The following is a 22,859-nucleotide window of genomic DNA, read 5'->3' on the forward strand; positions in this document are numbered from 1 at the left end:
GTGGGGGTTGGCCACCGGATGCCTGGGTGGGTGGTCGGGTTGGCGCTCAGTGGTGCTCGGCGAGCGCGCCCTGGATGTAGCTGCAGGTCAGCAGTACGAAGACGTACGCCTGGACAGCCTGGATGAAGAGCTCGAAGGCGGTCATCACGAGGACCATGACGAACGAGACACCGGAGTAGGCGATGCCGATGCCGTTCAGCATGTACCAGCTGGCGATCGTGAAGAGCAGCAGCAGGGTGTGACCGGCGAACATGTTCGCGAAGAGTCGTACGGCGTGGGTGAACGGCCGGACGATCAGGTTCGAGAAGAACTCGATCGTCATCGACAGCGGGAGCACCGGGCCGAGCGTCTTGTCATAGCCGGTGACGTTCTTGAAGAAGCCGACGAAACCCTGGCGCTTGAAGGTGAGCACGACCCACGTGATGTACACGAGGGCGGCCAGCACCGCGGGGTACGAGATGATCGCGGTGACCGGGAACTGGGCGACCGGGATGATCGACCACAGGTTCATCATCCAGATGAAGAAGAACAGCGAGACGACGAACGGGACGTACTTCTCGCCTTCCTTCTTGCCGATGGTCTCGTAGACGACACCGCGACGGACGAAGTCGTAGCCGGTCTCGGCGATCATCTGGAGCTTGCCCGGGACAACCTTCGGACGCGCGAAGGCGGCCCAGAAGAAGCCCACGATGATGATCGACCCGAGCAGCGCCAGCAGCATCGTCTTGTTGAAGTACACGCTGCTGTCCGCGTCGCCGAAGAGCGGCTTGAACAGGAACGAGTGCAGGCCCGGAGCCGGGAAGCCACACCCGTCGAACAGGTGGCAGCTCGTGTCGAAAGCGAGCGTCTGCGTCGGGTCAGCACTCACCGCGGGCTCCTTCATCGTGGCGCATGGGTACGGCAACCTCGTTGTGTCGGCGCGGCGCAGGGCCGCGGTTCGGCACGGGACTGGTGTTACGGATGTGGGGGCGGCTGAGGGGCATCTCGCCTCGCGATTGAGCAGGCGTCAGCTCAGATGCCCGCGCCCGCGATGCCGCAGTTGGCACCGGACGATAGCAGGATCTCTCGTACGCCTTTATCCCGGCCCTACCCCTCACGACGAATGCCCGGTCTTCTCGGCCTTGTCGGCCTTGTCCGGTTCGACGTAGAGGATCTTGGCCTTCATGTGGGCGCGGGTCTGCGCGGCGATCCACGTGAGGGTGGCGACCACGAGAGTGAGGGCGAAGGCCCGGGGGTTGAACAGTGTCGTGTTCTTGAACACGGCCATGAAGACGACCAGCAGCAGGAGCTGGGCCGCGTAGAGCATCAGGCCCATCATCTGGAAGAGCTGTGGCATGGACCTGGCCGTGCGCTGCAGGACGTAGAGACCGATCCCCATGAAGAGGATCACGATCACCGTCCCGACGAGCGCCCCGATCACTCCCTTGCCGCCAGCGACCACACCGCCGACGACGGCGGCGAGCACGCCGACGGCAGCCGTGGGTACGGCGGCCTGGGCCAGGATCCGGGCGTCATTGGACGGCATGGCGGCAACTCCGCTTTCACAGGGGGCAGGTGTCGTCATGGACGAGCGTAGTCCCGGTCGGAGGGGCGAAAACCTCACGCCTGCCTCACGCCAATGGACCAACGCGGTTGCGTCCGTCGGCTCTGTCCGGGGTTCTCGTGAACCGTATCACAAACTATTTGATGAGGTCTTTACCTGTTCGGTGTGCTTGGTGTCACACATGAGAGTGAACCTGCCCGTCTGAGCGAAAACCGGGCCGTTCTGTCTGGTATTGGGGGTGTTTACTCCCCCACGAGTTGGCAATGCTCTAGTCAGATTCTTACCTTGGCGAGGGTCAGCGCGAGCTTCCCGAGGTGCGCCGGTCCAGCACGCGGGAGTGGCCTCCGATGGCCGTCGCACCGTTGGCCTGACCGCGCTCCGGAGTCCCAACTACAGCCGCCGGCTGCGGAGTTGCGGCGGCGGGCGCCTGGGCCGCCAGGGCGGCCCTGCGGCGCCGGTAGCGCGGCGGGACGAAGGCCTGCGCCCACATCGGGGCCCGCGGGGTGAAGCGCGGCAGCAGGAGCAGCGCCAGGCCGACCGCGCTGAAGAACACCACACCGAGCACGATCCACATCGAGGCGGAGTTCACGGAGTAGGCCAGCGCCCCGAAGGCGATCAGGGCCGCCCAGAAGTACATGATCAGCACGGCCCTGCTGTGCGAGTGGCCGACTTCCAGCAGCCGGTGGTGCAGGTGCCCGCGGTCCGCCGCGAACGGCGACTGGCCGCGCCAGGTGCGCCGCACGATCGCGAGGACCAGGTCGGCGGCCGGCACCGCGATGATCGTCAGCGGCAGCAGCAGCGGGATGTACACGGGCACCATCTGGTGCACCGCGTTGCGCTCGGACCCGGCGAACAGGTTCATCACGTCCGGGTCCACCTGGCCCGTGACCGAGATCGCGCCCGCGGCCAGCACCAGGCCGATCAGCATGGAGCCGGAGTCGCCCATGAAGATCCGCGCGGGGTGCATGTTGTGCGGCAGGAAGCCCAGGCACATGCCCATCAGGATCGCCGAGAACAGCGTGGCGGGGGCGGCGGCCTCGATGCCGTACGAGTACCAGATCCGGTAGGCGTACATGAAGAACGCCGCGGCGGCGATGCACACCATGCCGGAGGCCAGGCCGTCCAGGCCGTCCACGAAGTTCACCGCGTTGATGGTGATCACCACCAGCGCCACCGTCAGCAGGGTGCCCTGCCAGGGGGTCAGCGCCACCGTGCCGACACCCGGGATGGGCAGCCACAGGATCGTCAGACCCTGCATGACCATGACGCCCGCGGCGATCATCTGACCGCCCAGCTTGATGAGGGCGTCGATCTCGAACTTGTCGTCGAGCACACCGATCAGCCAGATCAGCGCCGCCCCGGAGAGCAGCGCGCGCGGCTCGTTGGACTTCTCGAAGACCTCGTTGAGGTTGGTCATGTGGTCGGCGACCAGCAGACCGGCGCACAGCCCGAAGAACATGGCGATACCGCCGAGCCGCGGAGTGGGTTCCCGGTGCACGTCACGGGCCCTGATCTCCGGCATCGCCCCGGCCACGATCGCGAACTTCCGCACCGGCCCTGTCAGCAGATACGTCACCGCGGCCGTGATGCAGAGCGTCAGCAGGTATTCACGCACGGGCTTCCCCACAGGTCTCGCTGGCCATCACAGCCCCACACCCTAGCGAGGGACGCATATGTGTGAGGACTTCCGGGTAGCGACGATGGTTGCACGTGCGGCTGTGAACCGGGCGCACAACGGTGCCTACGACGCTGCGCCTACCCCCTCTCAACGGGGATACGGCGGAAATCTACCCGTGAGCTCCCGCACCTCGTCACGCACCCTCCCCACCTCCGACGTCCCGCGCACCACGGCCGCCAGCAGGTCCGCGATCCGGGTCATCTCCGGCTCCCCCATGCCCTGGGTGGTCACGGCCGCCGTGCCCAGCCGCAGCCCGCGTGCGTCGCCGTGCGGAAGAACACAGCAGTCGAGGACCATCCCGGCGGCGGCGAGCCGTCCCCGGGCGACGCGCCCCTCCACCCCGAGCGGGGCGGGGTCGGCGGTGATCAGATGGGTGTCGGTGCCGCCCGTCGTGACCACGAGCCCCCACTCGGCGAGACGGGCCGCGAGCACCTTCGCGTTGGCGACCACCTGATGGGCGTACGCGCTGAACGCCGGTGTCGCCGCCTCCCCGAACGCGACCGCCTTGGCGGCGACGCTGTGCATCTGCGCGCCGCCCTGGGTGAACGGGAACACCGCCCGGTCCAGGCGCTCGGCCAGCTCGGGCGCCTGGCACAGCAGCATCCCGCCGCGCGGCCCGCGCAGCACCTTGTGCGTGGTCGCGCACACCACGTCGGCGTACGGCACCGGGTTCGGGGCCGCTCCCCCGGCGACGAGCCCGATCGGGTGGGCGGCGTCGGCGATCAGGTACGCGCCGGCCTCGTCGGCGATCTCGCGGAAGAGGGCGTAGTCGAGGTGGCGGGGGTAGGCGATGGACCCGCACACGATCGCCTTGGGCCGGTGCGACCGGGCCAGCGCCCGCACCTGGTCGTAGTCGACGAGCCCGCTCTCCGCGTCCACCCCGTACCCGATGAAGTCGAACCAGCGGCCGGAGAAGTTGGCCGGCGACCCGTGCGTGAGGTGGCCGCCGTAGGGCAGCCCGAGGGCGAGCACGGTGTCACCGGGGCGCAGCAGCGCGGCGTAGGCCGCCAGCACGGCGGAGGAGCCCGAATGGGACTGCACGTTGGCGTGGGCGGCGCCGAACAGGGCCTTGGCACGGTCGACGGCGAGCCGCTCGGCGACGTCGACGATCTCGCAGCCACCGTGGTGCCGGGCGCCCGGATAGCCCTCGGCGTACTTGTTGGCGAGCGGGGAGCCGAGCGCCGCCAGCACGGCCGGGGAACTGAAGTTCTCGGCGGCGATCAGCTGCAACGACGTCGACTGCCGGGTCAGCTCCGCCAGCAGGAGCTCGGCCAGCTCCGGGTCCTGGCGCCGCAGCAGCAGATCGCCCTCGTCGAGGGCAGGGGTGACCGACATGACGGGCTCCGGACGGTCGGCGGTGACGTAGGTCCAATGTAGGCCCGGTATGCGACGGACGCGCGGTTTGTGCGTACGGGTGGGGCGTCGGGGGGACGGCCGGTCGCGCGACTGCGGGTGGGTAGGGGCTGCTCGCGCAGTTCCTCCCCCAGCCTTCGGCCGGGGGTGGTACCCCAGCGCCCCTTACGGGGCGCTTCTACATCCGCGCCGGAACACCGGTGAGCGCCGTCACCACCGGGTCCAGCGCCTCGTGTATCTCGTCGCCGATGGACTGGAAGAACGGCAGCGGGGCGCCGTACGGGTCGTAGACCTCGTCGGCCTCCGCGGTCGGGGCCAGCAGCCAGCCGCGCAGCGCGGCGGCCGCGCGGACCAGCGCGCGGGCGCGGACGACCACGCCGTCGGTGAGCGGCGGCAGGGTCGCCGGGTCGATGGCGCGGACCAGCCGGGTGAACTCCTTCAGGGTGAACGTGCGCAGGCCCGCGGAGTGGCCCATGGAGATGACCTGGGCGCGGTGGTCACGGGTGGCCGTCAGCACCAGGTCGGCCCGGATGACGTGCTCGTCGAGCAGCTCCCGGCCCACGAACCCGGAGGCGTCCGCGCCGAAGTCGGCGAGCACGGCCTCCGCGTTCGCCTCCATGGGGGCGCCCTCGTGGCCCCAGGTGCCCGCGCTCTCCACGATCAGTCCGCCGCCCAGGAACGTGCCGAGCCGGTCGGTCACGAGGTGGCGGTTCAGCCGCTCGGTGATCGGCGAGCGGCACACGTTGCCGGTGCTGACGTGGAGGATGCGGAAGCTGTCGCGCGGCAGCCCCACGAACGTCGTCGTGATCTCCGCCGCGCGCTCCCCGTTGCCTATGCCACGCCCCGCGTCAGGGGCTGTCAATTCGCCACCTCGAGGTCGGGTACGACCTTGCGCAGCTCCTCCGCCGAGATCGCGCCCGCGCGCAGCAGCAGCGGAACCTCACGGGTGACGTCGACGATCGAGGACGGCACGTTGCCCGGGGTCGGACCGCCGTCGAGGTAGACGGAGACGGAGTCGCCGAGCATGTCCTGCGCGGCGTCGCAGGTCTCCGGCGAGGGGTGGCCGGTGAGGTTGGCGGAGGAGACGGCCATCGGGCCGACCTCGGTGAGCAGCTCGATGGCGACCGGGTGCAGGGGCATGCGCACGGCGACCGTGCCGCGGGTGTCGCCCAGGTCCCACTGCAGGGACGGCTGGTGCTTGGCGACCAGGGTGAGCGCGCCCGGCCAGAACGCGTCGACCAGCTCCCAGGCCAGCTCGGAGAAGTCCGTGACGAGACCGTGCAGGGTGTTCGGGGAGCCGATCAGCACCGGGGTGGGCATGTTGCGGCCCCGGCCCTTGGCGTCGAGGAGGTCGGCGACCGCCTCCGAGGTGAACGCGTCGGCGCCGATGCCGTACACCGTGTCGGTCGGCAGCACCACCAGTTCCCCCCGGCGGACGGCGGACGCGGCCTCGCGCAGACCCGTCACGCGGTCGGTCGCGTCGTTGGTGTCGTATCGCCGTGCCATGTCTAGCGGGCCTCCTCGTACACGTACTGCGGGATGAAAGTCAGCTGGGTGCTCACGGCAGCGCCTTGCGGGCGGTCGCGAAGCGGGGGCGGTTGTTGAGGTCCGGGTGGTCGGCCGCGTCGGCCCAGCCCCGCTCCTCGGTGAAGATCCACGGCACCTGGCCGCCCTGGGTGTCGGCGTGCTCGATGACGACGACACCTCCGGGGCGCAGCAGCCGGTGCGCGGTGCGCTCGATGCCCCGGATGAGGTCGAGGCCGTCCTCGCCGGAGAACAGCGCGAGTTCGGGGTCGTAGTCGCGGGCCTCGGGGGCGACGTACTCCCACTCGGTGAGCGGGATGTACGGGGGGTTGGAGATGACCAGGTCGACATGGCCGTCGAGGTCGTGGAAGGCGTCCAGGGCGTCTCCCTGGCGCAGGTCCACCCGGGAGCCCGCCACGTTCTTGCGGGTCCACTGGAGCGCCTCCTCGGACAGCTCCACGGCGTGCACGCGCGAGCGCGGGACCTCCTGGGCGAGGGCGAGCGCGATGGCACCGGAACCGGTGCACAGGTCGACGATGCGGGGCTCGACGACGTCCATGGCCCGCACGGCGTCTATGGCCCACCCGACCACCGACTCGGTCTCCGGGCGCGGCACGAACACCCCCGGACCCACCTGGAGTTCGAGATAGCGGAAGTACGCCCGCCCGGTGATGTGCTGGAGCGGCTCGCGCTGCTCCCGGCGGGCGATGACCTCCCAGTAGCGGGCGTCGAAGTCCGCGTCCTTGACGGTGTGCAGCGCGCCCCGCTTCACGCCGTGCACGAACGCGGCGAGCTCCTCCGCGTCGTTGCGCGGCGAGGGCACGCCGGCGTCGGCCAGCCGCTGGGCGGCCTGCGCCACCTCGGCGAGCAGCACACTGCGGGGGCTTGGGGGTCGCCCCCCAAATTCTTGCTGCACGCTGGTCCTCCGTGTCGTAACTCGTACGTTCCGTACGTGCCGTACGTGCCTTACGCGGCCGCGAGCTTGGCGGCCGAGTCCGCGTCGACGCAGGCCTGGATGACCGCGTCGAGGTCGCCGTCCAGCACCTGGTCCAGGTTGTACGCCTTGAAGCCGACGCGGTGGTCCGAGATGCGGTTCTCCGGGAAGTTGTACGTGCGGATCTTCTCGGAGCGGTCGACGGTGCGGACCTGGCTGCGGCGGGCGTCGGCCGCTTCCCGCTCCGCCTCCTCCTGGGCCGCGGCGAGCAGCCTGGAGCGCAGGATACGCAAGGCCTGCTCCTTGTTCTGCAGCTGGCTCTTCTCGTTCTGGCAGGAGGCGACGACCCCGGTGGGCAGGTGCGTGATGCGCACGGCGGAGTCGGTGGTGTTCACGGACTGGCCGCCCGGCCCGGAGGACCGGTAGACGTCGATCCGCAGGTCGTTCGGGTTGATCTCGACGTCGACCTCCTCCGCCTCCGGCGTGACGAGCACACCGGCCGCCGAGGTGTGGATCCGGCCCTGGGACTCGGTCGCCGGCACCCGCTGCACGCGGTGCACGCCGCCCTCGTACTTCAGCCGCGCCCAGACGCCCTGCCCGGGTTCCGTCGCGCCCTGGCCGCCCTTGGTCTTCACGGCGACCTGGACGTCCTTGTAGCCGCCCAGCTCGGACTCGGTGGCGTCGATGATCTCGGTCTTCCAGCCGACGCGCTCGGCGTACCGCAGGTACATGCGCAGCAGGTCGCCGGCGAAGAGCGCGGACTCGTCGCCGCCGGCGCCGGCCTTGATCTCCAGGATGACGTCCTTGTCGTCGGACGGGTCCCGGGGCACCAGCAGCAGCCTCAGCTTCTCGGTGAGCTCCTCGCGCTGCTTGTCCAGCTCCTTGACCTCGGCGGCGAAGTCGGGGTCGTCGGCGGCCAGTTCACGCGCGGTCTCGATGTCGTCGCCGGTCTGCTTCCAGGAGCGGTACGTGGCGACGATCGGGGTGAGCTCGGCGTAGCGCTTGTTCAGCTTGCGCGCGTTGGCCTGGTCGGCGTGGACCGACGGGTCGGCGAGCTTCTTCTCCAGGTCTGCGTGCTCGACGACGAGTTCCTCGACGGCCTCGAACATGTTTGGCTCCTGATACTGCTGCGGCACGGGGGAAGGAAAGGCGGGCGACCAAAAACGCCGGTCCGGGCACACCCCGCACGGGGGCGTGCCGTGGACCGGCGAAGTCGGGCTCGCTACTTCTTGTTGCCGGCGGCAGCCTTGCCGAAGCGGGCCTCGAAGCGGGCCACACGGCCACCGGTGTCGAGGATCTTCTGCTTGCCCGTGTAGAACGGGTGGCACTCGGAGCAGACCTCGGCACGGATGGTGCCGCTGGTGATCGTGCTACGGGTGGTGAACGACGCGCCACAGGTGCAGCTGACCTGCGTCTCGACGTACTCGGGGTGGATGTCGCGCTTCAAGGGGTTCTCCTAGATATCGGGAGGGCACCGGGTCGCCGTCGCGGGCTGCGGGGCGTGAACCGGGGCCGACGGTCCAGTCTGCCAGGGCTGGCCGTATCTCCCAAAACCGGGGGCCTTGGATGTTTATTCCAGGGGCTACGCCCATAGGGGGGCGAGCCCGCCCGCACCCTCACGACGACGTCACGACACCCTCGGCCTGCCCCGTCGCCGTCCCCTTCGTCGCGGAGGCCGGGATCGGCTCGTCGTTCCGCAGCGCGGCCCACACCTGCTTCGCCTTGGCCTCGGCGACCACCACCCGGTTCGGGTCGGACGGGTCGTACCGGACCGGCATCGTCACCATGTGCATGTTCTGCGCACCGATGGACTTCAGCCCGTTCGCGAAGTCGATCAGCGAGTTCACCGAGCCCAGGTCGGAGTCGGCGGTGACGGTCTTCGTCGCGGTGTCGGCCAGGTCGTACAGCTTCTTGGGGCTGGTGAACACCCCCACCTGCTCGACCTGGTCGATCAGCGCCTTCACGAACGCCTGCTGGAGCTGGATGCGGCCCAGGTCGGAGCCGTCGCCGACGCCGTGCCGGGTGCGCACCAGGCCGAGCGCCTGCTGCCCGTCGAGGGTGTGCCGGCCGGCCTTGAGGTCGAGGTGGCTCTGCGGGTCGTCGATGGCCTTGGTGGTGGTGAGCGTGACCCCGCCGAGTTCGTCGACGAGCTTCTGGAAGCCGGAGAAGTCGACCTCCAGGTAGTGGTCCATGCGGATGCCGGTCATGCCCTCGACCGTCTTGACGGCGCAGGTGGCGCCCCCGGTGGAGTACGCGGAGTTGAACATCACCCCGGTCGCGGCGTCGTGCGCGGTGCCCTGCGCGTCCGTGCAGGACGGGCGGTCGATGAGGGTGTCCCGCGGGATGGAGACCACGCTGGCCTGCCGGTGCCCCTTGTAGACGTGGACGATCATCGCCGTGTCGGAGCGGGCGCTGCCGTCGTCGGCGCCGCCGCCGAGCTTCCGGTTGGCGCCGGAACGCGTGTCCGAGCCGAGGACCAGGATGTTCTCGGAGCCGTTGTCGACCTTGGCGGGCCGGTCGGAGCCGAGCACCTGGTTGATGTCGACGGTCCTGAGGTTCCCGTTGAGCTTGAAGTACAGGTAGCCGACGCCGGTGCCGCCGAGGACGAGGATGCCCGCCGCCGTCCAGGCCGTGACGCGCAGCGCCCTGCGGCCGCCGCCGGGCGGCTTGCGGCGTCGGCCCCTGCCGCGGCGGCCGACGGCCGTCGTGGGGGGCTCGGGTATGTGCGGCCCTGGCGTGCTCTCGGCGGACATGCGCTCCTCGGTTCTCGTACGACTGGTCGGTTACCCCCTGCTTTCAGGGTCAGGCCCGGCGTACCGGGAACATCGGCACGTACCGGACCATCGTCGCTCCGCCGGGTCAGACGGCGAAACTCGGGAAAGGGTTGCACGACACGGTGTGCCCACCGCGTCACGCGATGGGCACACCGTGTCATCGGGTGAGTCCGGGCGAACCCCGCTCACCAGGTGTTTCAGCCGAAGATGTCGTACTGCTGGAAACCGGTGCCGAGCGACTTCCTTGTGGCAAAGATCTCGCTGGTCCCCTTGCCGGTGCCCGGGTAGAGGTACAGCGTTCCGCCGGTCGTACGGGCCACCAGGTCGGCCTTGCCGTCGCCGGTCAGGTCGCCGACCGCGGCGAGGGTGTTGTAGCCGGTCCAGCCGGAGCGGACCTTCACGCGGGCCGAGAAGAGTCCGGTGCCGGACTTGCCGGTGCCCTTGTACAGGTACAGGTCGCCGCCGCTGCTCCTGCGGGCCAGCAGGTCGGCCTTGCCGTCGCCGTTGAAGTCGCCGACGCCGCGCAGCTGGTTGTACTGGCTCCAGCCGCCGCCGATGCGGACGGCGGCGGCGAAGGTGCCGTTGCCCTTGCCCGGGTACAGCCACAGGACGCCGCTGGAGTCCTCGGAGAGGACGTCGGGCAGGTAGTCGCCGGTGAGGTCACCGGGGATCACGACGGCCTTGCGGGTCTTCCAGTTGGTGAAGATCTTCGTCGTGACCCAGGAGCCGTTGGTCTGGGCGCTGTTGAGAGCGAAGTGGTCCCAGTAGACGTCGCCGGTGGACGACACCCGGTAGACGAGGTCCTGGAAGCCGTCCCGGTTCAGGTCGGCCTGGAGGATCAGGTTGACGCCGCTCCAGTCACCCCACGAGACGCGGGAGGCGAGCGAGGTGCCCTTGGAGTCCAGCTCGTAGCCGACCCTGGTCGAGGACCTGCGGGCGAACAGGTCGGCCTTGCCGTCGGTGTAGCTCAGGTTGGTGTCGGCGATCTGCGCGTAGGCGGCACCGACGTAGGTGCTGACCTTGGAGAAGACGCTGTAGGCGCCCTTGGCGACGCAGTTCTGGACGCCCCAGGAGACCACGCCGACGATCCGGCCGCCGACGACCAGCGGACCGCCGGAGTCGCCGTTGCAGGCCGTGGTGGTGCCCGTGTCGGTGCCGGTGGCGGCCTTGCCCGCGCAGACCATGTGGCCCTTGACGTAGTCGCTGCCGTAGCCGCCCGTGCAGGTGGTGTCGGACTGGATGGGCAGCGTGGCCGTCTTCAGGGTCGGGGAGATGGCGTCCGAGGTGGAGCTGGTGCGGCCCCAGCCGTAGACCTTGGCGGTCGTGGCGGCGGTGCCCGTGTACGACGCGGTGTCGGTGTTGGTCGTCATCCGGATCGGCGTCGCCTTGACCGGGGCGGCCAGGGTGAGCACGGCGACGTCGTTGTTGGGGACGCCGTGGGACGACACGGTGTACGACGGGTGGTTCCACTGGCGCAGGACGCCGGAGACGGTGCCGCCGTGCAGGTTGTCGCTGCCGTCGCTGTTGGTGGTGGGCAGCGCGGCGGTGCCGGTGATGACCACGGACTTCGTGGTGCTCCACTTGTAGCCCTTGACGCAGTGCGCGGCGGTGAGGATCTTCGTGGGCGAGACGACCGAGCCGCCGCAGAAGAAGCCGACGTCGTCGCTGGTGCTGGTGGTGCCCTTGTCGTCGTAGTACCAGAGCTGCGCCATCCAGGGCGCCGAGGAGATGCTGGTCGTACCGCCACCGATGATCTTCGGCGAGACGGCGGAGCCGCTGCTCGACGGCTTCGCGCCGGTGCTCCCGCCGTTGACGGCGGCGACCGCGTCGGCGGCGCGCCGCTCCAGCGTGGTCCCCGACGGCGCGGTGACGGCCGGCTTGACCGTCGGCACCGGCCGGGTGGCCGCGCTGGCGGAGGTCGAGATCAGTGCGGCCGTGACGGCGGCGGCGACGGAGGCCGCGGCCACGGGCAGAGCGAAACGTATCCGGCGTCTGTGACGGCCGGTCCCGGACGTGGGTGTGCCCACCTGAGTCCCCCCCTGGGGATATGGAGTTCGACATTCGGTCAAAGGACCGAAGGGCGTGATCGTACACCGGTCGCGAAAACGCCAGAAGCCGTCCCCACCAGGGGGGACGGCTTCCGGTTATGAAGATCTACGGGGACTCTCAGTCTCCGTTGCCGGGCGTCGGCGTCGTCTTCTGGATCTGCATCAGGAACTCGACGTTCGACTTCGTCTGCTTCATCTTGTCGAGGAGCAGCTCGATCGCCTGCTGCTGGTCGAGCGCGTGCAGCACCCGGCGCAGCTTCCAGACGACGGCCAGCTCCTCGTTGCCGAGCAGGATCTCCTCCTTGCGGGTGCCGGACGCGTCCACGTCCACCGCCGGGAAGATGCGCTTGTCGGCGAGCTTCCGGTCGAGCTTGAGCTCCATGTTGCCGGTGCCCTTGAACTCCTCGAAGATCACCTCGTCCATGCGGGACCCGGTGTCCACCAGGGCGGTGGCGAGGATCGTGAGGGATCCGCCGTCCTCGATGTTGCGGGCCGCACCGAAGAAGCGCTTCGGCGGGTACAGGGCGGTCGAGTCGACACCACCGGACAGGATGCGGCCGGACGCCGGCGCCGCGAGGTTGTACGCACGGCCCAGACGCGTGATCGAGTCGAGCAGCACGACGACGTCGTGGCCCAGCTCCACCAGCCGCTTGGCGCGCTCGATGGCGAGCTCGGCGACCGTGGTGTGGTCCTCGGCGGGGCGGTCGAAGGTCGAGGAGATGACCTCGCCCTTCACCGACCGCTGCATGTCGGTGACCTCTTCCGGACGCTCGTCGACGAGGACGACCATCAGGTGGCACTCGGGGTTGTTGTGCGTGATCGCGTTGGCGATCGCCTGCATGATCATGGTCTTGCCGGTCTTCGGCGGGGCCACGATCAGACCGCGCTGGCCCTTGCCGATCGGCGACACGAGGTCGATGATCCGGGTGGTGAGGACGCCCGGGTCCGTCTCCAGGCGGAGGCGGTCCTGCGGGTAGAGCGGGGTCAGCTTGTTGAACTCCGGGCGGCCGCGGCCGTGTTCGGGCGCCATGCCGTTGACGGAGTCGAGGCGGACCAGCGCGTTGAACTTCTCGCGGCGCTCGCCCTCCTTCGGCTGGCGGACCGCGCCGGTGATGTGGTCGCCCTTGCGCAGGCCGTTCTTGCGGACCTGGGCGAGGGAGACGTACACGTCGTTCGGGCCCGGGAGGTAGCCGGAGGTCCGGATGAACGCGTAGTTGTCGAGGATGTCCAGGATGCCCGCGACGGGGATCAGGACGTCGTCGTCGGCCAGCTGCGGCTCGGCGCCGCCGATCTCGTCACGGCCACGACGCCCACGACGGTCCCGGTAGCGGCCGCGACGGCCACGACGGCCGCCGTCGAAGTCGTCGTCGTCCTGCGGGCCCACGTTGCGGTCCTGACGGCCGCCGCCCTGCTGGCCCTGGCCCTGGCCCTGCTGCTGACGGTCCTGGCGGTCCTGACGCCCGCCCTGGCCGCTCTGGCCGCCCTGCTGCTGCTCGTCGCCCTTGCCGCGGCGGTCGCGGTCACGGCCGCGCTCGCGGCGGTCGCGGCGGCCACGGCCCTCGCCGTCACCGGCGTCGGCCTTGGCCTCGCCCTGCTGGGCGGGCGTCTCGGCCCTGGTCTCGGTCTTCGCCTCGGCCACGATCGTCTCGGCGCCGCCCGCGGCCGGGCTGCCCGCCTCGGCGGTGGCACGCCGGCGACGGCGCTCGGTGGGGGCGTCGTCCCCGCCGCGCTCGGCCTCGCTCGCGCGGGAGCCGGCCGGCTGGCCCGGGATCTCGATCTGCTGCTGGGCCACGGCCTTCTCGGCGGGAGCCTCGGCGGGCTGCTCCGCCTTCTTCTCGGCGGCGGCGTCGCCCGTTCGGGCCTTGGAGGTGGCCCGGCGCTTCGGCTTGGTCTCGGTGGCCGCCTCGGCCTTGGCGGGGGCACCGCCGCCGGCCTGGGCCTCCTTGATGACCTCGATCAGCTGGCTCTTGCGCATGCGCGCGGTGCCCCTGATGCCGAGGCCGGATGCGACCTGCTGAAGCTCGGCCAGCACCATGCCCTCGAGGCCGGTACCGCGGCGCCGCCGGGAGCCGGCACCGGAGGCAGGCGCGGAGGCGTCCGTGGCGGGCGCGGCAGCGGTCTCCTCGACACGTGCGCCCATCAGATCGGTGGTGTCGCTCACGAAGGGTCCTTCCCTGGAGCGGACGTCGGCCTGTCTGGCTCGGCGACCGGTTGTGCTGTCCGGCTTCGGTCCTTGCTGTGTGGACCGTGCCGGGGCGGTGGTCCGCCTAAGCGGCGGAGAGAATTTCTGGTGACGGCGCTTCGTCAGCCGTGGCACCCGGTGTCACGTTGGCGTGGTCGCACCTGTTCCGGAGCGTGCCCAGCGGCCTGCTCAGAGTCCGCGTACGGCGTACTGCCCAGGTACGTCATACAGAACGCTGAATGGCTTGGGAGACTCCCGGAAGAATGTCTGTCCCGGACGGGGACGTGAAGCACCTCGCCATGGTGGGGTCGGGTGCAGACTTGAGGTTAACACTACCGGATCCAACAAACATTCCCCCTCTCCAAATCCGGCAATCGCACGCGGTCAGATGTCACTGGAGGTCGCGAGCGGAAGCACACTCGCGCCTCGCGCGTCGAGGTCGAGCCTGTTGGCGGCCCACTCCGGACCCGCCAGGGCCTGCACCTTCTCGGCGCTGTCGGCGTCCGCCAGGGCCATCACGGTGGGTCCGGCGCCCGAGATCACGGCCGGGACCCCGTCGGCACGCAGCCGTTCCACCAGGGCGGCGCTCTCCGGCATGGCCGGGGCGCGGTACTCCTGGTGCAGCCGGTCCTCGGTGGCGGGCAGCAGCAGCTCGGGGCGCCGGGTGAGGGCCTCGACGAGCAGGGCGGCACGGCCCGCGTTGGCGGCCGCATCGACGTGCGGCACGGAGCGCGGAAGCAGTCCGCGCGCGGTCTCCGTGAGGACCGGCTTTCCGGGCACGAAAACCACCGGAACGATGGAATCGGCGGGCTCCATCCTGATCGCCCGGGCGGCGCCGGACTCCATCCAGGAGAGCGTGAAACCGCCGAGCAGGCAGGCCGCGACGTTGTCGGGGTGGCCCTCGATCTCGGTGGCCAGCTCCAGGAGCGCGGCGTCGTCGAGCCTGGCCTCGCCGCCTATCGTCACCGCGCGTGCGGCGACGATGCCGGCGCAGATGGCGGCGGAGGAGGAGCCCAGGCCACGGCCGTGCGGGATGCGGTTGGCGCACACGATCTCCAGGCCGCGGGGCTGTCCGCCCAGCAGGTCGAAGGCGGTGCGCAGGGAGCGCACGAGGAGGTGACTCTCGTCACGTGGCAGCGTCTCGCTGCCCTCACCCGCGATGTCGATGTGCAGCCCGGAGTCGGCCACCCGGACGACGACGTCGTCGTAGAGCCCCAGTGCGAGACCCAGGGCGTCGAAGCCCGGGCCGATGTTGGCACTGGTGGCGGGGGTGCGCACCCGGACGGCGGCGGCGCGGAACGCTGGACCGGCCATCGCTCGATGACTCTCCTTGAGCTGCGTGATGGTCGAATGACATTCGATAGGTACGTGAGGGAACCTCGGGCCGTGGAGACGGCGCGGCACCGCACCATATGCGCAGGCATATGCAGCGGGCGGGTTCGGTACAGCCTATCGAAGGAAGGTTCTGTGGCGACATAGGGCGCACAGGAGGCGCACGATGCGTGTCGTAAGCCCCCTGTGCCCCCTTCGTAGGGAGTCCACTCGTCAGGACGCCACAGGCGCTTCACCGGTTGCCCGGCCGGGGTCGGTCGATGTGCCGACCGAGTCGAGTACTTCTCAAGCACTCCTCGAGTACCCCTTGAGCGGTTTTCTAGGCGAGGCCGAGGCGCTCCGCCGCGGCGGCCGCGTCGACCGGCACCGTGACCGGCTGCGGAGCGCCGGCGACGGCCCAGTCGGGGTCCTTCAGGCCGTTGCCGGTGACCGTGCAGACGATGCGCTGGCCCGGGTCCACCTTGCCCTGCTCGGCGGCCTTCAGCAGACCGGCGACGGAGGCGGCGGAGGCGGGCTCCACGAAGACACCCTCCTGGGCGGCCAACAGCCGGTAGGCGCGCAGGATCTCACGGTCCGTCACCTCGTCGATGAGGCCCTCGGACTCGTCCCGCGCGGCGAGCGCGAACTGCCACGAGGCGGGGTTGCCGATACGGATCGCGGTGGCGATGGTCGAGGGGTCCTTGACGATCTCGCCGCGCACGATCGGGGCGCTGCCGGAGGCCTGGAAGCCCCACATCCGGGGGGTCTTCGAGGAGACGCCGTCACCGGCGTACTCCTTGTAGCCCTTCCAGTAGGCGGTGATGTTGCCCGCGTTGCCGACCGGCAGGACGTGGATGTCGGGCGCGTCCCCGAGCATGTCCACGATCTCGAAGGCGGCCGTCTTCTGCCCCTCGATGCGCACCGGGTTGACCGAATTGACCAGCGCCACCGGGTAGTTCTCGCTCAGGCCGCGGGCGAGGGTGAGGCAGTCGTCGAAGTTGCCGTCGACCTGGAGGATCTTCGCGCCGTGCACGAGGGCCTGGCCCATCTTGCCGAGCGCGATCTTCCCCCGCGGCACGAGCACGGCCGAGACCATGCCGGCGCGCACGGCGTACGCGGCGGCGGAGGCGGAGGTGTTGCCGGTGGAGGCGCAGATGACGGCCTGCGCGCCCGCCTCCTTGGCCTTGGAGATGGCCATGGTCATACCGCGGTCCTTGAAGGACCCGGTCGGGTTCGCGCCCTCCACCTTGAGGTGGACCTCGCAGCCCGTGCGCTCGGAGAGCACCTGCGCGGGCACGAGGGGCGTGCCGCCCTCACGGAGCGTCACGACCGGCGTGGTGTCGGAGACGGGCAGCCGGTCCCGGTACTCCTCGATGATTCCGCGCCACTGGTGGGTCATTGCTGGTTACTCTCCTTCAACCCGCATGATGCTGGCGACACCCCGCACGGTGTCGAGCTTGCGCAGCGCCTCGACGGTCCCGGAGAGGGAGGCGTCGGAGGCCCGATGGGTGACGACGACGAGGGAGGCCTCGCCGTCCTTGCCGGTCTGCCGCACCGTATCGATGGACACCCCGTGCTCGGCGAACACGGTGGCAACCTGGGCGAGAACACCCGGTTTGTCGGCGACGTCGAGGCTGATGTGGTAGCGCGTGACGACATCGCCCATCGGGGAGACGGGCAGGGCGGCGTACGACGACTCGCCGGGCCCCGTTGCCCCGCTGAGCCGGTTGCGGCAGACGGCGACCAGGTCGCCGAGGACCGCGGAGGCGGTCGGGGCGCCGCCGGCGCCGGGACCGTAGAACATCAGCTGTCCGCTCGCGTCGGACTCGACGAAGACGGCGTTGTACGCGCCGCGCACGGAGGCGAGCGGATGGGTCAGCGGGATCATCGCGGGGTGCACGCGGGCGGTGACCGAGCCGCCGTCGCCGGCCCGCTCACAGATGGCCAGCAGCTTGATGGTGCAGCCCATGTTCTTGGCGGAGGCGAAGTCGGCGGCGGTGACCTCGGTCATGCCCTCGCGGTAGACGTCGTCGAGGCGGACCCGCGAGTGGAAGGCGATGCCGGCGAGGATGGCGGCCTTGGCGGCGGCGTCGAAGCCCTCGACGTCGGCGGTCGGGTCGGCTTCCGCGTACCCGAGCGCGGTGGCCTCGTCGAGGGCCTCCTGGTAGCCGGCGCCCGTGGAGTCCATCTTGTCCAGGATGAAGTTGGTGGTGCCGTTGACGATGCCGAGCACCCGGTTGACCTTGTCGCCGGCGAGCGACTCGCGCAGCGGCCGGATCAGCGGGATGGCGCCGGCGACGGCGGCCTCGTAGTAGAGGTCCCGGCCGTGCTGGTCGGCGGCCGCGTGCAGGGCGGCGCCGTCCTGGGCGAGCAGCGCCTTGTTGGCGGAGACCACGGAGGCGCCGTGCTCGAACGCGGTGGTGATGAGGGTGCGGGCGGGCTCGATCCCGCCGATGACCTCGACGACCACGTCGATGTCGCCACGTTTGACGAGGGCGGTGGCGTCGGTGGTGACCAGGGCCGGGTCGATGCCCTCACGCACCTTGGAAGGGCGTCGTACCGCCACACCGGCCAGCTCGATCGGGGCGCCGATCCGCGCGGCGAGGTCGTCGGCGTGCGTCGTCATGATGCGCGCCACCTCTGAGCCGACAACCCCACAGCCCAGCAGCGCCACCTTCAGCGGACGCGTACGCATCATCCGACCTCGTTTCCTCATACCGTCTACGGTTGGACCAGTCTCACTCACCGGACGGTGGTTTCTACCCTTGGTCCGGATCGTGAGACATCTATTTCATTGTGTGGGGCCGGAAGACAGAAGATCTTCCGTTCGGAGGACCGAAGATCTTCCACTCCCGTCGGTCGCCGATATGCCACCGCGTGTGCGCGACGCCTGTCGGTCGCCGCGCCGATTCAGCCGACGTCGAGGCGGAGCAGGTCCTCCTCCGTCTCCCGGCGGACGATCACCCGGGACTCGCCGTCGCGGACGGCGACGACGGGCGGCCGGAGCACATGGTTGTAGTTGCTCGCCATGGAACGGCAGTAGGCGCCGGTGGCCGGCACCGCGATGAGGTCACCGGGTGCCAGGTCGCCGGGCAGGAACGCGTCCTTCACCACGATGTCGCCGCTCTCGCAGTGCTTGCCGACGACGCGGGCGAGCATCGGCGCGGCATCGCTCGTCCGCGACACCAGGGCGACGCTGTACTCGGCGTCGTACAGCGCGGTCCGGATGTTGTCGGACATGCCCCCGTCGACGGAGACGTAGGTGCGGAGGTTGTCGAGCGGCTTGATCGTGCCGACCTCGTAGAGCGTGAAGGCGGTCGGTCCCACGATGGCCCGCCCGGGCTCCACGGAGATGCGCGGCGTGCGCAGCTTGGCGGCCTCGCACTCACGCGTCACGATCTCGGTCAGTGCCTTGGCGATCTCGTGCGGCTCACGGGGGTCGTCGTCACTGGTGTACGCGATCCCGAGCCCGCCGCCGAGGTCGATCTCGGGCAGCTCGACGCCGTGCTCGTCCCGGATGTCCTTGAGCAGCCCCACCACCCGGTGCGCGGCGACCTCGAACCCGGACATGTCGAAGATCTGCGACCCGATGTGCGAGTGGATCCCGATGACCTCGAGCCCGTCCAGCTGCAGCGCCCGCCGCACAGCCTCCGCGGCCTGCCCGCCCGCCAGCGGAATCCCGAACTTCTGGTCCTCGTGGGCGGTGGCGATGAACTCGTGCGTGTGGGCCTCGACGCCGACGGTGACACGGATCTGCACCCGCTGCCGCTTGCCGAGTCCCTGCGCGATGTGGGCGACGCGGACGATCTCCTGGAAGGAGTCGAGCACGATCCGTCCGACACCGGCCTCGACGGCCCTGGTGATCTCGTCGACGGACTTGTTGTTGCCGTGGAAGGCGATCCGGTCGGCGGGCATCCCGGCGGACAGCGCGGTGGCCAGCTCGCCGCCGGAGCACACGTCCAGGTTCAGCCCCTCCTCGTGCAGCCAGCGCACGACGGCGCGCGACAGGAACGCCTTGCCCGCGTAGAAGACGTCGGCGTCGTGCCCGAAGGCGCTGCGCCAGGCCTGCGCCCGGGCGCGGAAGTCGGTCTCGTCGAGGATGTAGGCGGGGGTGCCGTGCTGTTCGGCGAGGGTCTTCACGTCGACACCGCCGACGGTGACGACGCCGTCGGCGTCACGGGTGACCGTCTGGGCCCACACCTTGCCGTCGAGCGCGTTGAGGTCGGTGGGCGGAGCTGCGTAGTGGCCTTCGGGCAGGACGTCGGCGTGCCGGGGCCCGGCGGGGTGTGCGGAACGGCTCATGGCTCTTCTGGCGCTCTCTTCAGAGGTGTTCGGGTGCGTCGATGCCGAGCAGGGACAGGCCGCCGGCCAGCACCGTCCCGGTGGCTTCGGCGAGCGCGAGCCGGGCGCGGTGGGCGGCCGAGGGTTTCTCGTCACCACGGGGCAGCACGGTCACGAGGAACGGCAGGGCGGCATCGGCGACGGTGACCAGGTGCCGGGCGAGCCGGTCGGGGGCACGGTGGGTGGCGGCGGCGGTGAGGATCCGGGGGTAGTCGGCGAGGGCGGCGACGAGGGCGGCGGGGGCGTCGGAGAGGTCGCCCGTGTCGGCGGCGGGGGCGTCGGGCAGGTGTCCCGCGCCGGCGGCGGGGGCGTCGGGCAGGTCGTTCGTGTCGGCGGCGAGCCCGAGCGGGGCGGCGCCGCGCGGGGCGGGGGCGGCGGGGGCGTTCAGCGTGGCGGGCGCGTTCAGCGAGGCTGGCGCGTCCAGCGTGGCGGGCGCGTCGAGAAGGTCACCGGCTTCGGGGCCGAACCGAAGCTCTCCGGCTTCGGGGCCGAACCCGAGCCGGGCGGCGCCGCGCACGGCGGGCGCGTCGGGAAGCTCACCGGCTTCGGGGCCGAACCGAAGGTCACCGGCTTCGGGGCCGAACCCGAGCCGGGCGGCGCCGCGCATGGCGGCACGCGCGCGGGCGTGGGCGTACCGCACCCGGAACAGCGGATTGCTCTCCCGCTGCACCAGATGGTCGGCGGTGATCCGGGGCCGGTCGTGCGCGGCGGGATGCAGCAGGGCCCACTGGGCGGCGTCGGGCCCGAGCGGCGCGGGGTCCTCCGGCGCGGGTACGGGTCGCAGGGTGACGGGTTCACCGTGCCCAACCTCGCCCCGGCCGCCCTGACTGGCGACGAGCCGCACCACCGCGTCGGCGACGACCTCGGCGCGCACGTCGTACGGCACCCGGAGCGCGACCACCTGCCCGGCGAGGGCGTCGCTGTGACCGTAGGCGGCCCCGAGGGCGCGGATCTCAGCGACGAGGGCGGCGGTCGGGGAGGCGGTGGCGCTGAGCGAGATGTTGAGGAACCCGGGCCCGGTGACGACGACGTCGTCGACGCCGGCGCAGTCCGCGAGGTGGGGCAGCAGGATCTCGGCGACCCGCAGGGGGGGTTGCCCGGCCGGGCGGGCCAGCTGGAGCGCGACGTTGGTGGCGTAGTCCCCGCAGCCGCCGGGCCCCGGCGGCGTCACCACGACCCGCTCCGGCACGGTCACGCTCAGCTCCCCCTCATCCACGGCACGACGCACCGCGCGCAGCACGGTACGGGAGAGCTCGACGGGGGTCACGGGACAAGCGTAGGGGAGGAGGGGGGTGGGTAGGCGAGCCGGTTCGGCCGAGGTCCGGGACATGGACGATCCCCGCGCTCCCTGGCCGGCGCAACCGGGCACGCTGACGAGCCGGGGCGACGCGAGCCCGGACCGCCTGAGACCGGACCCGGAATACTCGGAATACCCGGAATAAGGGACACCTGAACCCTGACCCCGCCCCGGCCACCGGGGTCGCTTGAGCCACTGGGGCAGCCTGGACCACCAGGGTCGCCTGAACCACAGTGGTCACGGACAGACGGGATCGCCTTCGGCCCGCTCCCCGGAGTACTCGCCGACACCGTCCCCCACCTCGGGCCCCGCAGACCCGCGTCTCCCCCGCTCCAGCAACTCCCGCACCACCCGCACAAGTTCATCGGGTTCGAAGGGCTTGGCGAGAAAGGCATCGACACCGACACCGAGCCCAGCCTCGACCTCATGCTGGGTACAGGCGCTGACGATGGCGAGGGGAAGATCCTGAGTCCGCGGGTCGGCACGCAGCTGGGCGGCGGTCCGCAGCCCGTCCAGCCGCGGCATGACGACATCGAGGGTGATCACGTCGGGCCGCACGCGATGAACGACATCCAGACACTCGGCACCATCGGCCGCGGTCACGACCTCGAGACCCTCCAGTTCGAGATTGACCCTGATCAGCTGCCGGATGACCTTGTTGTCGTCCACAACGAGGACCCGGCCGGACGCCCCTGGCACAACTCGAGAGTAGGTCGGGACCGGCCACCGCGTCCGGCTTTTCCCGAGTTCCGCCCCTCCGAGGAGGGCTCCCGGGGAAACCCGTTCCTGATCACCCCGACCGAGCTGGTAGTGTTCTACCCGTCGCCGCGAGCAACAGCTCAAAGCCAGACGCCCCCGTAGCTCAGGGGATAGAGCAACGGCCTCCGGAGCCGTGTGCGCAGGTTCGAATCCTGCCGGGGGCACTCGAAAAATGGGAACGGTCACGCCGATTTTGTCGGGCTTGTCCATTCCGAGTGCCATGATCGGGTTCCAGCACTTCGGTGCAGGGACCCGATTTTTTGTTCCACGGGTCTAGCTCGCGGGTTACGGACACCAGTCCGTCAAGCAGATGCCACGGGATGGTCACCCGTAGGGTCAGTTCTTCGCGAGGCCGGCTGTAGCGGACCTCCAGCCCAAAGGCGTTGTAGAGCCTTCGTTGGATCTCCTCCGGGACCAAGGTGAGGTCCACATCGAGGTGCGGGAGCGCATCCAGTAGAGCCGCGCTGTCGGCGGGTTGTGCCACCTGTTTCGGCGATTGCAGGTGAGCCAGTTGCTCGGCGAGCTGTTGGCGTTGTGCGCCCAGCGTGGCGTGTTCACGGCGGATCGCGTCGCGGAACTGCTTCTCCTGATCCGGGTCGAAATCGTCGGCCGCCTCGTCGCCGCCGAAACCGTCGGCGAGCGTGCGGATGAGGCGGGCCTGGCGCTGGCCGATGGCGGTGATGGCGCGCTCCAGAGCCGCCCGCTCGTTGGCGATGCGGTCTCCGGCACCATCCGCCGACCGAGCGGCTTCGAGTGCGGCTGTGAGGTGGCCGCGCCGATCGGGGCCGAAGATCCTGGTGGCGAAGAAGCGAGAGACGCAGGTGATCAGGATCTCTTCTCGGACCCACAGGCTCTTGGGGTGGTCGGGAAACCACGGTTGATCACGATGTTCGTTCGGGTCGGGCTGGCAGGCGTAGTAGGAGATCTGGTGGCGGGTCTTACCGAACATGCGGCGGGCACAGATGTCGCAGTAGACGTATGACCGCAGGGCGTAGGAGCGCTTGGTGGCCGGGTGGGCGTTGGCTCCGTGGGTGGTGCGGGATCCCTGACGCTGGCGGCCCACGGTAGAGACGGCGTCGAACAGTTCCTTGGTGACAAGAGGCTCATGGGCGGGC

Annotated in this window: 19 protein-coding genes and 1 tRNA gene; 2 read left to right on the forward strand and 18 right to left on the reverse strand. The window is 70.3% G+C overall.

Going from position 1 to position 22,859, the window contains the following annotated elements; genetic code table 11:
* Positions 1-46: 46 nt before the first annotated feature.
* The 18 genes from atpB to ACZ3KP_RS07760 form a co-directional block, all read right to left on the reverse strand.
* Positions 47-883 carry a F0F1 ATP synthase subunit A gene (gene atpB, locus ACZ3KP_RS07675; protein WP_358983039.1) on the reverse strand — a complete coding sequence of 279 codons (837 nt, stop codon included), beginning with the start codon at positions 881-883 and terminating at the stop codon, positions 47-49.
* Between the two features lie 210 nt (positions 884-1,093).
* Positions 1,094-1,525, reverse strand: coding sequence for a hypothetical protein (locus ACZ3KP_RS07680; RefSeq protein WP_467497261.1), 432 nt, complete (start codon positions 1,523-1,525; stop codon positions 1,094-1,096).
* 313 nt (positions 1,526-1,838) lie between these two features.
* On the reverse strand, positions 1,839-3,158 hold the full coding sequence (locus ACZ3KP_RS07685) for an MraY family glycosyltransferase (RefSeq protein WP_467497263.1): 1,320 nt from the start codon (positions 3,156-3,158) through the stop codon (positions 1,839-1,841).
* A 150-nt stretch (positions 3,159-3,308) separates the two neighbouring features.
* On the reverse strand, positions 3,309-4,556 hold the full coding sequence (locus ACZ3KP_RS07690) for a serine hydroxymethyltransferase (RefSeq protein ID WP_467497265.1): 1,248 nt from the start codon (positions 4,554-4,556) through the stop codon (positions 3,309-3,311).
* A 196-nt stretch (positions 4,557-4,752) separates the two neighbouring features.
* Complete coding sequence (locus ACZ3KP_RS07695) at positions 4,753-5,436, reverse strand: arsenate reductase/protein-tyrosine-phosphatase family protein (RefSeq protein WP_467497267.1); 684 nt, start codon at positions 5,434-5,436, stop codon at positions 4,753-4,755.
* Positions 5,433-6,080 carry an L-threonylcarbamoyladenylate synthase gene (locus tag ACZ3KP_RS07700; RefSeq protein ID WP_358983049.1) on the reverse strand — a complete coding sequence of 216 codons (648 nt, stop codon included), beginning with the start codon at positions 6,078-6,080 and terminating at the stop codon, positions 5,433-5,435. Before ACZ3KP_RS07700 ends, ACZ3KP_RS07695 begins: the two co-directional genes overlap by 4 nt.
* Before the next feature lie 52 nt (positions 6,081-6,132).
* Entirely contained in the window at positions 6,133-6,972 is an 840-nt protein-coding gene (gene prmC, locus ACZ3KP_RS07705) for a peptide chain release factor N(5)-glutamine methyltransferase (RefSeq protein ID WP_132888994.1), read from the reverse strand.
* Between the two features lie 92 nt (positions 6,973-7,064).
* Positions 7,065-8,141 carry a peptide chain release factor 1 gene (gene prfA, locus ACZ3KP_RS07710; RefSeq protein WP_132888993.1) on the reverse strand — a complete coding sequence of 359 codons (1,077 nt, stop codon included), beginning with the start codon at positions 8,139-8,141 and terminating at the stop codon, positions 7,065-7,067.
* Positions 8,142-8,254: 113 nt separating this feature from the next.
* Positions 8,255-8,479 (reverse strand): 50S ribosomal protein L31, encoded by a 225-nt coding sequence (rpmE, locus tag ACZ3KP_RS07715; protein WP_132888899.1) that lies wholly within the window; start codon positions 8,477-8,479, stop codon positions 8,255-8,257.
* 169 nt (positions 8,480-8,648) lie between these two features.
* Positions 8,649-9,785 (reverse strand): LCP family protein, encoded by a 1,137-nt coding sequence (locus tag ACZ3KP_RS07720; protein ID WP_467497271.1) that lies wholly within the window; start codon positions 9,783-9,785, stop codon positions 8,649-8,651.
* Positions 9,786-10,003: 218 nt separating this feature from the next.
* Positions 10,004-11,773, reverse strand: coding sequence for a trypsin-like serine protease (locus tag ACZ3KP_RS07725; RefSeq protein WP_467497273.1), 1,770 nt, complete (start codon positions 11,771-11,773; stop codon positions 10,004-10,006).
* 199 nt (positions 11,774-11,972) lie between these two features.
* Positions 11,973-14,015, reverse strand: a complete 2,043-nt coding sequence (rho, locus tag ACZ3KP_RS07730; protein WP_467497275.1) for a transcription termination factor Rho — start codon at positions 14,013-14,015, stop codon at positions 11,973-11,975.
* Between the two features lie 405 nt (positions 14,016-14,420).
* On the reverse strand, positions 14,421-15,350 hold the full coding sequence (gene thrB, locus ACZ3KP_RS07735; protein ID WP_360560842.1) for a homoserine kinase: 930 nt from the start codon (positions 15,348-15,350) through the stop codon (positions 14,421-14,423).
* Between the two features lie 337 nt (positions 15,351-15,687).
* Complete coding sequence (gene thrC / locus ACZ3KP_RS07740) at positions 15,688-16,746, reverse strand: threonine synthase (RefSeq protein WP_467497277.1); 1,059 nt, start codon at positions 16,744-16,746, stop codon at positions 15,688-15,690.
* Positions 16,747-16,752: 6 nt separating this feature from the next.
* Entirely contained in the window at positions 16,753-18,042 is a 1,290-nt protein-coding gene (locus tag ACZ3KP_RS07745) for a homoserine dehydrogenase (protein ID WP_132888991.1), read from the reverse strand.
* 215 nt (positions 18,043-18,257) lie between these two features.
* On the reverse strand, positions 18,258-19,649 hold the full coding sequence (lysA, locus tag ACZ3KP_RS07750; protein ID WP_467497279.1) for a diaminopimelate decarboxylase: 1,392 nt from the start codon (positions 19,647-19,649) through the stop codon (positions 18,258-18,260).
* Positions 19,650-19,668: 19 nt separating this feature from the next.
* Positions 19,669-20,955 carry an ArgS-related anticodon-binding protein NrtL gene (gene nrtL, locus ACZ3KP_RS07755; RefSeq protein ID WP_467497281.1) on the reverse strand — a complete coding sequence of 429 codons (1,287 nt, stop codon included), beginning with the start codon at positions 20,953-20,955 and terminating at the stop codon, positions 19,669-19,671.
* A gap of 267 nt (positions 20,956-21,222) precedes the next feature.
* A complete protein-coding gene (locus ACZ3KP_RS07760) occupies positions 21,223-21,684 on the reverse strand; it encodes a response regulator (RefSeq protein WP_387145477.1) in 462 nt (153 codons plus the stop codon).
* A 152-nt stretch (positions 21,685-21,836) separates the two neighbouring features.
* Between ACZ3KP_RS07760 and ACZ3KP_RS07765 the strand changes: the two genes are divergently transcribed.
* Positions 21,837-21,908, forward strand: a tRNA-Arg gene (locus ACZ3KP_RS07765).
* A 338-nt stretch (positions 21,909-22,246) separates the two neighbouring features.
* A complete protein-coding gene (locus tag ACZ3KP_RS07770; protein ID WP_467497283.1) occupies positions 22,247-22,726 on the forward strand; it encodes a hypothetical protein in 480 nt (159 codons plus the stop codon).
* Positions 22,727-22,859 lie beyond the last annotated feature (133 nt).

Source organism: Streptomyces sp. NPDC020958, assembly GCF_055562175.1.

Coding starts and splice junctions, on each gene's coding strand:
- atpB (WP_358983039.1), bottom strand. CDS start 883: ATGAAGGAGCCCGCGGTGAGTGCTGACCCGACGCAGACGCTCGCTTTC.
- ACZ3KP_RS07680 (WP_467497261.1), bottom strand. CDS start 1,525: ATGCCGTCCAATGACGCCCGGATCCTGGCCCAGGCCGCCGTACCCACG.
- ACZ3KP_RS07690 (WP_467497265.1), bottom strand. CDS start 4,556: ATGTCGGTCACCCCTGCCCTCGACGAGGGCGATCTGCTGCTGCGGCGC.
- ACZ3KP_RS07700 (WP_358983049.1), bottom strand. CDS start 6,080: ATGGCACGGCGATACGACACCAACGACGCGACCGACCGCGTGACGGGT.
- prfA (WP_132888993.1), bottom strand. CDS start 8,141: ATGTTCGAGGCCGTCGAGGAACTCGTCGTCGAGCACGCAGACCTGGAG.
- ACZ3KP_RS07720 (WP_467497271.1), bottom strand. CDS start 9,785: ATGTCCGCCGAGAGCACGCCAGGGCCGCACATACCCGAGCCCCCCACG.
- thrB (WP_360560842.1), bottom strand. CDS start 15,350: ATGGCCGGTCCAGCGTTCCGCGCCGCCGCCGTCCGGGTGCGCACCCCC.
- thrC (WP_467497277.1), bottom strand. CDS start 16,746: ATGACCCACCAGTGGCGCGGAATCATCGAGGAGTACCGGGACCGGCTG.
- ACZ3KP_RS07745 (WP_132888991.1), bottom strand. CDS start 18,042: ATGCGTACGCGTCCGCTGAAGGTGGCGCTGCTGGGCTGTGGGGTTGTC.
- lysA (WP_467497279.1), bottom strand. CDS start 19,649: ATGAGCCGTTCCGCACACCCCGCCGGGCCCCGGCACGCCGACGTCCTG.